General features: G+C 43.8%; 4 protein-coding genes and 1 pseudogene. 1 reads left to right on the forward strand and 4 read right to left on the reverse strand.

What is annotated here, in order from left to right:
- Positions 1-419: 419 nt before the first annotated feature.
- The 4 genes from ID47_RS04480 to ID47_RS04495 all read right to left on the reverse strand — a co-directional run bounded on the left by ID47_RS04480 (position 420) and on the right by ID47_RS04495 (position 11,090).
- Positions 420-896, reverse strand: coding sequence for an SMI1/KNR4 family protein (locus tag ID47_RS04480; RefSeq protein WP_038464351.1), 477 nt, complete (start codon positions 894-896; stop codon positions 420-422).
- Positions 897-909: 13 nt separating this feature from the next.
- Complete coding sequence (locus ID47_RS12845) at positions 910-5,391, reverse strand: HNH endonuclease (protein WP_198022349.1); 4,482 nt, start codon at positions 5,389-5,391, stop codon at positions 910-912.
- Positions 5,273-9,799 (reverse strand): hypothetical protein, encoded by a 4,527-nt coding sequence (locus ID47_RS13160; protein WP_038464356.1) that lies wholly within the window; start codon positions 9,797-9,799, stop codon positions 5,273-5,275. The genes ID47_RS12845 and ID47_RS13160 overlap by 119 nt, the downstream gene beginning before the upstream one ends.
- Positions 9,800-10,655: 856 nt before the next feature.
- The gene (locus ID47_RS04495; protein WP_038464360.1) at positions 10,656-11,090 is read right to left on the reverse strand and encodes a hypothetical protein; all 435 of its coding nucleotides are present in this window, start codon (positions 11,088-11,090) and stop codon (positions 10,656-10,658) included.
- Positions 11,091-11,260: 170 nt separating this feature from the next.
- Between ID47_RS04495 and ID47_RS12600 the strand changes: the two are divergent.
- A pseudogene (locus ID47_RS12600) lies at positions 11,261-12,245 on the forward strand (IS5 family transposase).
- Positions 12,246-12,264: the final 19 nt, after the last annotated feature.

Consider the following 12,264-nt stretch of genomic DNA (forward strand, 5'->3'; position numbering starts at 1 on the left):
TCCCCTTGGTAACGACCTTTCTGTAACCTCTTATCTGTATCCTTTAACTCTTTCCAGTCCTGTATCAGTTTTAAATCGGTGTTGACATAAAAAGCTTGTCCAATTAATTTTGCCCCTAAGCCTTTTAAGGAGTCTTTGTTAAAGGTTGTTTCTACCGTTTAATATTAAGCCTAAGAAGCCCCCAGCCATGTGGATGGGCTGCTTGTTAACAGAGGTCACCTCTGTCACGCGAGCTGTTTTATGAGACATCACATATCGCTGTGGAAGAAGTCTTTGGTGTTAGGAGGATTAAAAAGGGAAAAAATCCCCGCAAATTGGGGGGTGAAATTAGTTTTATATGGTTAAAGAGGATTACATTCCTCCCTTAACCTATTAAATTCTTTAATAAAAATTAATTAGCTACAATCCAAACTTTAAAATCAACTTTCCTGTGGCAAATCCTTTTCTTCAGAAAGGCCATTAATAAATTCATCAAAGCTATCCGCAATTAGAGTAAGATTCGAATAATCTGGAGTTTCTCCTTGGGCGGGATCCGCTTCTAAGTCATGGTCCCAAAAATAGATCTTACCTCGGTCAGGACCTTTTACTGACAAGAGTATTAGGTTGCTTCCAGGATCTTCTCCTATAGGAAGCATATTAGCTGGGATCCTACCACTATACAAATTCATACTCATTAAGAGATTCTGGTTAAATCCTTTTCTTATACCAAACAAATAATCTACATATGAACCATTAGAAGGAGATTCCTTAAAAAAGAAACGAGAAGGTTGAGGAGAGCCCCCATTATATTTAAGTATAAAATTCCTATAAGCAGTGGGTAAATTAAACTTCCAAACTTGCTCTAATGCCTCAAGTATTGTTTCATTTATGGTATCTCCACCATCATTAATTTGCATATATAACTCCTTCTTATTGGGTTTTATTTACGGCCACACCACCTGTATGACGAACAGCTTTATGTATATCTTTAGGTATTAAATACATACTTTTTCCCTCTTCATGATGGTGCCAGGTATAATCCTTAGGTCTCTTTACTAATCCTGCTGCTTTATCGGCCGCTGGAAAATCTATCCCATGATCCCCTGTTACCTTAATCTTTACCTTTTTAATAGCATAGCGTGAAAAATCAGGATGTCCAGTCCCTGTAAAAGGAACACTATGTGGATACTTGCGCCTTAATTCTTCAGGCAAATTCTCCAAAGGATAAGTTTTCCCTGCATATTCTGAATTTATAGGTTTACGGTTATTAATAGGACGTACTCTTGGATGACTGTTTTTATTCTTCCCTATACTTGACGATAATCCCGCATTTGCAGCCTTAGGTGTGGCCTCTGCTATCGGGCGGTTATCCCTTACAACTTCCTTCCCTTTTGCTTCCATCTTTCCAGTGAGCAGGTCACGCCCAAGCTTGGGGGTAGTTCCTGTTCCACTGCCCCGGTGAGTGATCGTTTTCCCAGGAATGGTTTTCTGGATCCACTGTTCCGCTGTCACAGGCGGTTTGCTTCCGTGTTGACTGGTGAATAAGCCCGAGCCTTTGGATGAGGATGAAATCGTCCAGGCTGAGTTAACACTGTTTTTTCCCAGACCAGAGTTTGATCCATTCGCAACCGCCCTTATATCCTCATAGATCCGAGTAGCATTTGCAGATCTTGTTATCTCAAAAGGAAGGCGGTTGTGGTTAGCTGCATGAAATACTTCAGAATTTATTTTATTTTTTCCAGGTAATTTTACGAAGCCTGCTAAGTCTAAGCCACTTAATCGTTTTTCTATATGACTCACTGCCTGCATCGTGGTTCCAGATTTTGCAGTATAACCGACTGGTTTGCCCTTGAGGGGAATAGCTATATCACCAACTATTTTTCCTATCTCTGCTGTATTTTGGACCGTGCGCTTACTTCCTCCTCCGTGTTCAACTATTTTGCCCAGAGTGTTACCAACAACATTTGTTGTAAGATCGGCTGTCTTAACAAGCGCACTTAAGGCCCCTCCGTTTGCTTTATCGACAACCATGTAAGCAAGTCCAATAGCATCTAAGGCCGTTGCTCCAGCCGATTTGAAAATTGTCTCATCCGTGATCTCTCCCTCAAGTAATCGTTGACGCGCTTTATATAATCCTTCAATGCCGTCTTTAAGGAAGTGTCTTAACTCCTGGATAAGGGTATCCGTAAGAGGGTCTGGCTGTTCGCTTGGATCCTTCACCACCTGCAATAAGATGGCCTTCACTTCTTCCCATTCACCTTCCTTAAAGTTAGCAGGCTTAACACCCGCCATCATTTGACTAAAGTTATTATCCAGAGCATTTCTCGCTGCACTACAGGCTGCCTCCAGATCCCCACCACAAGCCTGCGTTAAAACCGTTGCGGCTAACTCACCATATGCACAGATTTTAGTAAGTTCTTCAGTCCTAATTTTTCCTTTTAGTTTGATGATTTCCTCAGGCGTTTTACCGTCGCTCTCCCGATTTAATCGTTTGTCACAGTTTTCCTGCAGATGATCTCGCAGCCCTTCAGCCACAACTTCTGCAGCCATAGCACCAAGGGCACCGCCCAACATAGATTTTTGCACCTCAGAGCGACTTTGCCCTAACAACTTAGCCGCGATGCTTCGAGAAGCAGCACCCAGGGCTCCATGCATTAGTTTATGGCTCACGTAATCACTGAGCAAATTCTTTTCAATGTTAAGGAGTCGCCAATCTCCAATCTTATTGGCTATGGTGCCAGAGGCCACATCAACTGCATAGTTGACCGCTGTGCTCTTCAGGACATCTTTCGGCTTTTCACCAAAAGCAAGCCCCGTTCCAAGTCTTGCCAAAGCTGTAATAGCATTGCCCCAAGCTTGCTCTTCAAAGCCATGTAAACCGGCGGTTGGAATACCCGTTGCACAACTTAAGCCTTTCCCTAATCCCGCCGTCATCGCTGATTGGCCGATGCTATTTAATGTACTGGAAGAGGTCATCTCCCGACTGACATTCTTCATATTCAAGCGATTGTTGATCATGGAGAACATCAACTGATTACTCGCAGCCGCAAGACCGCCTTGTAACGCTCCCATGGCCATGGAAGACACCACACTACTGAATGTTACCGTACTGGCTGCAGCACCACCAGCCGCTGCAGTTCCGCCGGTCGCCCCCAGGCTTGCCAAACCTCCACCCGCTGTACACAGCGTTATAATAATGGTTATTATGATCTTCGCGGCAGCTGTCATCCCTTGATGAGCAAAGCGACCGGAGTCATGGCGTTCATCCACATAGAGGCGCACCACATCCTCGCGCTCGTCCAAGAGTTTGATCCATTCATACCCCGGCGTGTTGCTGAAGTCTTTCAGGCGTTGCCATTCTTGCGGCCGGCCTTTATTCTTCTTGCCATCCGCCTTGGAGTGCTTTTCGGTGACGAGTTCAACCACAATCCCTTCCGGGGTTTTGAACTCAATGCCGCCTTGCGCTTCGTCATAATGGAATTGGCATTGTTGGCGATTCTCGTGATACTCAAAGCTTTGAGACTTTGATTGCCATAAAGGATCCTTGGAGGATTTCTTCACCTCCACACAGTCCATTCCCATGGTCGTGAGCAAGTGAATAAGACCTTCTTTGGCCTCCACCGTCAGCTTGCCGCCTTGGAGAACACTGCCCCGCAGCGACACACCTTTGCCACCGTACAGATCAATCTCTTTCTTATTCGTCGAGATGGTGGTGCAAGGCCGAGCGACTTGGTATGTGTGCTTGCTTTCTAAGCGGCGGGTTTTAGCAAAGCCACTCAGTTTATTAAACCGTCGTTTCTTCTTAATTTCTTGGCGTTGGTACCAATCATAGACAGGTTCCTGCGCATAGCTACCACTCGCGCCTAAGAAGATTTTGTCCGTGCCGATCGTGAGCATGCCGATATCCAAAGCATCGCCTTCGGAATAGACAGAGATCTCACCGTCTTGGATAGAAGGAGCTGTGACTGTCGTGAGGAAGTCAGTGTACTTATCGTCCGTCAGTAACAGGTTATAGTGGTTGAGAGCCCCATTGAATGCTGTTACATCAAAAGCTTTTCCGCCGCGCATAGCGGCAACGGTGTGGAGTACCGTGATCGGCTCACCCTCACAATCATCTTCGTGGGTTAATTTAAAATGGCCATTTTCCATTTTGGTGATGACCCGCAATTTCTTATCCAACAACCGAGCCAATAGATCAAAAACTGAAGAACTAATTTCATGACGACCAAGCCTGTCATTATATTGATCCTGTAAATTCTCGAGCATCTTATTATCGGCTGGGTCAAGTTGAGGCGCATAGGTTTGGATATACAGCGTATAAACCTCTGGGTTGTGAGCAAAGGTTTGTAGATCCTCATCAAAAGACAAATAACGATTGGCTTCCTCCATAAACTCGGGATACGTGGCTTGAAGATTGTGGGATTGAATGTGGCAATACGTTTCTCTCCAGGTCGCATCTCTTGGAAGGCCCAAGGATTCGTTAAGCTGGTTGGTAACCCAATCATTTAAGCGATGTCTCAGTTGTTTTTGAGCCTTTAAGATTTGGAAATCGGCCCTCTGGGTGAAGGCTGTATTATCATCTAAGCAATCATTATCAAAAGCTTCAGCAATCTCGGGTGCTACCATAGCTCTTGCTTCTTCCACATCCTGGCAAGCCAACAACATCTCTACTGCTTCTTGACGGCTGATGCCCAAGCAGTTAAAGCCACAGTCGTTATTGACACCTGGAACAAACACTTCGTAAAACGTTGCCGGCTCGGTCGCTTCACGGCCAAAGCAAATAATCGGTACATCAAGGTTAACCGGGGCTTGGGCGGCCTCTCGGTCAGATTGAGTCGTAACGGTGACCGTCGTGCGAAGATGACGACAGGAATCCTCAATAACCGTTTTCTTTTTCCATTTCGTTTCAGAATGGGCAAACAACGGAATGGCACCAAACTGACGGCTGCCGCCTGTTTTAATATCGGCAGCGGTGCCATAAAAACTCACCCCATTGGCCAGAGCATCGGTTTCGATATGCACAAACAACTTCTCAAAGGTACTGCCAAAGGCGGTTTGGCGTTGGGCACGTTGATAGTAACCGCTGTCGGTATAAATTGTTTCAATCAAGGTTTGCGCATTGAGCGCCTTTGCCTTCACGACGGTCGGGCCCTTGTCAGAGGTGATGCTGCTGGAAGCGGCGGTTAAAAGGCCATTTACTTGAACGGCTGTACGCTCACCCGCGTGCATCGTCGAATTGGTCAAGGTGATGTCCGCATCGGTCCTAAGGGTGTTCGTGCCCGTCGCTCGACTGTCATGATCCCTCAGCCGTGGTGTGAATGGCTTTATGGGTATTGCCGCGCTCATTAGTTTCCGCCGAGCGAACAGTGCCCACACCGATGATGTGCGCTGAGCGAGCGTCTTGCGTGCCATAATCGAGGATGAGAGCGTCTCCTTCTCCTGTTGCAACAACGGTTCCGCCAATCGAGGTGCTGATCTCAGCCGTCGTGTGGTTTGTCACAGCCCGCACACTGCCGGAGCGTTGAATGCGGTCTTCTTCCAAAGTTTGGGGCACATAGGCTTGCGGAACTAAATAGCGCTGACCATTGTGATTCACCGCTTGATAGAATAAGAGGAATGTATTGAGGGTCTCGAGAACTTGAGGGGTTATCGAAACCTCTAACGTTGCTAACTCTTCACCGGTGGACAAGGCGGCATTGTAGGCCGCGACGCCACTATGTCCTTGGTTATCATAAATTCGCCCCGTGGTTCGATAGGAATGATGCATCAAAGAAAGGGCCTCAAGGGTCGGATCCATGCGGAAAGCAATATCGCGCGGAAGGTTCAGCGTTAGAACCCTGCGGAGTGGATCAAAGAAAGGCAAATTTGTCGGACGGTGAATCGGGTCAGATTGTCCAATCCCCAGAGCGATCCGTCCGTCGTCTGTGTGGGTGATAAGGGAATTGCCTCGAGCCATCCCGTCGGTCTCTGTATCGAGACGAGTGATTTGACTTTGCGCCCGTTGCACCGCAGCCATTAAGGCTTGAAGGTGAGACGCTGAAAGATTCGCCCTGATATGCTGCGCCGAGACATTACCGCCATCAACGCTTAATTCACCGGCTAGATTCAAGGAAAGTGTTTGTCCCAACCCTAAGTTACCCCCACTGGTCCCCTGTTGAGAATAAAACCAGCGCGGATTGTTTCTTTTCCTATTGATTTCCCAGCAATAATTATAGTGTGGATACCGAGTGACGCCTAAAACAGTTCGCATTGTCTCTACGTTATCGATCCATCGGGTGTTGCAAATAAGATTACCAGCAACGAAGGCATCAACGCCTAAGAATTGAGCGCCCCCTTCTAATGTTAGAGACCCCAGTATAAACATATGAGGGACATAGGAGGTTTGGATCATTGCTCGGAAACTACAATAGTTCGCGTATGTACTTCCGTCCAGGAGAAAGTCAAGATTGGGTGTACGATGATATTTGAGGGTTCCCCTCTTAAAGTGGCTATCTCCCGTCACAATAAAATTCACATTTTGGAAATCCATCTCAGGAGCTTCACACTCTAATCCATTAGCTTGGATACCACAAAAAGACGCTTTAACGCTGTTCTTAGCTTTTAAGATCAATTGGCTTTCTTGCGAACCAACCTGACTACCATTAGGCAGATAAAAGCCCCACCAATTAATAATATCGTGATTAGGATTAGGACACGCTGTATTGTAACTTCTCCCACCTCCTAAAAAGAGGGAAGCATGGGGCGTAACACGCGTTCTAACTTCATGAGAGGGAACAAACACTTTATCTCCTAATTCGATCACTCCCTCGATCGCTTCCAGGTAATTTTTTCCACGGGCCTGAATAGAACCATATTTTGCATTGATCAAATCTTTAACCTGGACATCAATCTCTCCCTGCTCAGCACGCATTTCTCCCATATGGGCGTTATCAACGCCCACCGTTAAGGTGCCTGTCTCATTGATTTTAATATCGCCCGTCGTTGCGCGTAGCGATTTTCCGATAAAAACATGGTTGAAATTACTGAAGGAAATTCCCTTGGTCAGGATGTTTTGTTGGAATATAAGAGGCATTTGGCCATAATCATAATAAGGGTTTAAACTTACCTGTCCCAGGTTTGAAAGATCATGCGGTTGTGACAATATCGTTTTATGCAATGGTGATGCAGAATTAATTGTCCATGTCCATGCCTGCCATTCTGTCCTGCCCTGTATAACATGCGTGCTGCTGAGGAGTTGGAGAAACTCATCAGCTAAAGGAAGATGTTTTATAGTCATGGAGGGGGCAGACACACTTCCGTTAATAAACCATATGTCACTGCTGTTGACGGGATGATAACCTTGATTATAAGAATAATCTGGAACCCTATTTATATTTCTATCTTGACTTAGATAGCCTTCGCTATAAACACGGGAATAATTATAAACTAAGGGGCCGTTTGCAATAAATTGCCCTTGGTTGTTTAAAAAGACCGTGAGAGCACGCCCATCAATATCTTGATAATTTTGATGAAGCGTATGACTCAGCTCTAAGCGACCGTGATTTCTGATCCACGACGTTAAGTCGAGAGATTCTGTATCCAAGGAGTCAATTGTCGCCTGGCCATGATTGTGCAACACGCCGCCAGGCATAATCAGCAAGCCAATATCGAGCTCTGCCCCTTCCTTGTTGGTCAGTTTAGCCCCACTATGGAGCTTAGTGATGCCAAAGGTGAAACTATCGTGATTGACGACAGATCGTCCCAGTGTAACCTCCTCAGCTTGGATCTCTCCCCGATTATGGATAGGGTGATGCTCCATTGCATTTTTGGTCTCAACGGTGAACTCTTTGGTGAGAATCTTGCCCTGCGCCCCATTGGTAAAATTGACAACATCCTGGCCAATGACAAAATCTTGTCCCGTTATTTCTGCTGATTTTTCTGCCGCTCCTGTATTTTCAAAAGTGCCAACTTTGACAACCAATCGGCCTTTGTCAGGTGTAGATAGCTTCGCGTTGTTGATAAAAGTCCCTGATCCTGATAGGGTGCCGACTCGGATCTGTTCCGTCTCGTCCAATTGGCCTAAAATCCCACACTCTCCCTCATTTCGCAGGGTCGCGTTGGTCAGAGTGATGGTATCGAAGCTTGCCCGAGTATTGTTAACAAAGGTCGCTTGATCAGCTAGCGTGGTCTTCCCCAAATAAGCATGCTCGCCGTTAAAAGTGAAATCACCTCCTTGTTGATTGAACGCGTCGCATCGCACTCGGCCGGCATGAGAAACACCTTGCCGCCTGCTATTGATCCAATCGCAAGTGGTGATCCCCCTGATGATTAAGGTGGAGTCTTGCTGGGTTGTGGAAGGGATATAAAGTTGTTGGACTAAGAGCTGGCTTTTGTCACCCATCACCAATTCCGTCAGATTGGGCCCGAATTGCAGCTGACGGCCGATAATTGTTGCCCCCGCCTCTCCTTGATCCGGCGATTCAAAACGGCGCACATCAATCTGGGTAACGCCATTGCTTTTGGAGGTTTGCAAATCTTTCTGGTTCGTAAATGTTCCCGTTCCTTGAATTCGGCTAACCCACAATAACCCATCATTGACAAAATGGTCATTAACCGTCAGGAATCCACCACTAAGATCGAGTTCCCCTAAATTCTGACCTTGGGCCACAGACAGCTTTCCGCTTCCGCTCGCCTGGCCAGAATTGATAAAGGACAGAGCCGTCGAAGCCCCGTCAAGACTTCCTAACGTCATTGTGTGGTCGTTCATCAGGGCAATATTTTGCAAAAGACTGTTTTGGTGATCAAGTGTTTGATTATTGAACAGAGTGAGATGATGCATCTCCCCACGCCGAGCTTGCATCCGCCCATTATTGACCAGCTGAGACGGTGTGGTGGGCGTGAGAGAATCAAACTTATAATCCTTTTGACTGATAATCTCGCCATCATTGACGAAGTGTCCGCCAAATGTATAGCTCCCCTGATCCTTTGTCCGCATCGTGCCTGGATTGGCAATGTTCTGAGTAGCCTCAATGGTATGAGTATTTAAATTACTCGTGACCCGGTTAATATAGCTATAGGTTTGAATCGATAACTTGGTCCCTTCCATCTCCCCATTATTCTCGACAACAGTTGCATGGGTGATGCTGTGTCCGTCACCCTCAACAAGCAGCTTGCCTTGATTGAGAAACCGCCCACCGCCCAAGTCCCACAGACCACCACTGGCCACATGAATAAAAGCGTCATTGCGAAATTCACCGCGTTTCAGATAAAGGTTTTTTAACTGTTCATCCGTTTCCTTAAAGCCAGCAATACCAGAGTTGTGGGCATGCTTCGCCTTAAAATTGGTCACCACATTCCCCCCCATTAACGTGCTGCCCTTGCTGCTAAGGTGCAGATTATGAATGGTACAATTCTGTAAGGTGATGAGGTTTTCGGTTTTGACTTTTAGAATAGACGTGTCAGAAAGATAGTCAATATTATCCAGCACGATGTTGCCCATCAAATCAACTTTAATGATGCCAACATCGGGGACCATCCATTCAAACCAGCTACACGTATCGTTCTTTCCCACCACCGGCACAATGGTTCCTGTGGTCGATTGTTCTTCAAAATCCACTTGAGCCGAGGGAAGATCCTCTTTTTCGCCGGTCGCTATATCTTGCTTAACCACCCTCAGGTCTAAGAATGTAGAGTTCCCGGTAGAGTCGACGGTGCGATCAATGGATAATTTTAAAATATGGCTGGCCTTTTGAAATTCCGCCTCTACCGCAAACGACGATGCGATCACAAGCTTCGTATAGGAAACAATCACCAACGAAGACACAATTTTACGAAAAAACATTTATATTTCTTTCTATAAATAAAAACTCTAGATCACCAATAAAGGCCAGACTCACCAGCAGTAAATTCAAATCTAGATATCTTTAATTATTTGTTAACAGTTTTTCAAGAGGGTAAAATGCTGTTTTTGCATGTTTTTGGCAAAAAGATAAATTTTGTATAATAAATTTTGAAGGAAAATATTTTGAACAATAATTATTACGACTATTTTTATTTAAAATTTAAATATAAACAAATTATTTTTATATGATTTTAAATTTTATTAAAGTGTTGCTTGTTGGATGCAAAAGAGGATGACATATTGCTTGAAGCTATTCTACTACAAACAATTTTTTTCACAACTTGACTCTCTTGGAAAGCTAAAATTATGGCTTAGGAAAGGAAATAAATCAATATGAATTGACTGTGGAGCAAGATCGTAGGCGGCAATTATATGAATCTGTAATCTTTATCGAATATATCTTTCTGCAAAAGAATATCTCATAGTTCGCTTTCCATATATAAAGGCGAACTATTCTGATTCTTACTTTATCATAGTTAGATCCCCTCTTGCTTAAGAGAGTTTTTTGCCTTTAATATGGCTGCTTTGGAATGCGAATCAAATTCGTATTTTTAGTATAATTGCGAACTTATTAAGGAAACAGCATTTTATGCCCTATCAATTTGTCAGAGAGCCAGTGCGATCAGAAGAAGCTGATCATTTATCAACCACCCTCAACCCCGCAAAAATTCTGGATTGAATAAAGTCATTTAATGTGGGTTTAGTTTTGGGGATATTACCCTCCTCCTATGCAAAGGCATCATTTTTACTTTCATTCAAATTCTTATTTATTGCTTATTTTCTATTTCTAACTATTTTAACTGTTTTTCCCCCTACAGAAGTCTTCAAGAAAATTGTTATATCTCTGCATATAAAAATCATAATTAACCATTCTCATAAATACGCTATTGAGTCTCTGATTCTCCAATAATTCTCTCAAAACTTCCCCCTCTGAGGTTCTTACTGCTAGTTCTAACATAGTTTCGACATAGTGTGCTTCCATAAAGTTTATATCAAATTTAGAATTATTCGCATAATTTTTAAGGCAATAGTGAAGCTCTTTTAAAGCAGATTTCTTATCATCTGATTTATAAAAGAGGAACATTAAACCATTGGATAATAACAAATGATCGCATACATCTAATTCACTATGCATTTGTGGGGAGTTTCTTAATGCCACAAGTTGTTGCGCCAACTTAAGAGGGTCTTTAAAGTTGAAAGTATTTTCATAGAATACGCTTATACGAAGCATCTTTAAAAAATCAATAGGCTTTAGATCCTTATAATCTGTTTCAATAAAATCTATAATTTCATTAACTTGCTTAGAAACAAAGGGGTTTTTAGGGCGTTGTTGCGTAAATAGAAAAGGTTGTCAATAAAAGGTAAATGGAATTATCTCTTTTAAATAAAAAAGGATGCCGTATGCCTTATAAAGAACGTATTAGGCGCTCAGGCGCTATTCATAAACGTCAAAAGCACTATCGCCTACAGAATTGGCCAGACTATAATCAAGCTTTAATAAACAGAGGAGATCTCACTTTATGGTTTTGTGAGGATCTTCACCATAACTGGTACGCGCAAAAATCCCCTATTCCTAAAAAAGGGAGGCCCCTCCATTATTCTGATCAGGCCATTACACTCATACTAACATTAAGGCTCCTCTTTAAACAAAAGCTAAGACAAATTCAAGGGTTAGTCAAGTCATTGTTTCTCCTCCTGGGCCTTCAATTGGAGGTTCCTAATTATACGAGGTTAGTTATCTCGCCGTGGGACTGTTCCCCTACTTACTTACCAATTAGAAAAAATGGAAGATCCTGGCCATATCGTTATTGATAGTACAGGTATTAAAGTATTTGGAGAAAGTGAGTGGCTCGAAACCAAATATGGCAAACAATACAAACGTAAAGTCTGGCGTAAGCTTCACTTTGGCATTAACAGCAAGGGATTCATTATTTCTCGGATAATGACCACTCATTTAACAGATGATAGATCCTGTTTAGACGCTCACCTTAAACAGGCGGATGCGACAAAGATTACGCAGCTTATTGCTGATGCGGGCTATGATGGTCAAAATGTTTACAGCCAACTGGAATCAGTCAACATTAAACCCATTATTCCTCCAGCTCGAGGATCTCCTTCACTGTCAGAAGAGCCCTGCTCTGTTAGACAAAAGGGTATTAATTACATTGATAAAAAGGGACTATACGCCTGGCAAACAAAAAATGATTATGGCAGGAGAGCAAAAGTAGAAAATACGATATACCGCTATAAAGAGATGATCGGTCGTAAGCTTAATGCCAGGCTATAGGATAACCAAGATGCCGAATTACATCTTGGGTGCTTTATTTTGAACACTTTTACCAAACTTGGGGTTCCGTTGCAAATTCTTGAGAAGTTGTTAGGTTAAGGGTAAATTATCTAATAAA

It is taken from the genome of Candidatus Paracaedibacter acanthamoebae (genome assembly GCF_000742835.1).
GTDB lineage: Bacteria > Pseudomonadota > Alphaproteobacteria > Paracaedibacterales > Paracaedibacteraceae > Paracaedibacter > Paracaedibacter acanthamoebae.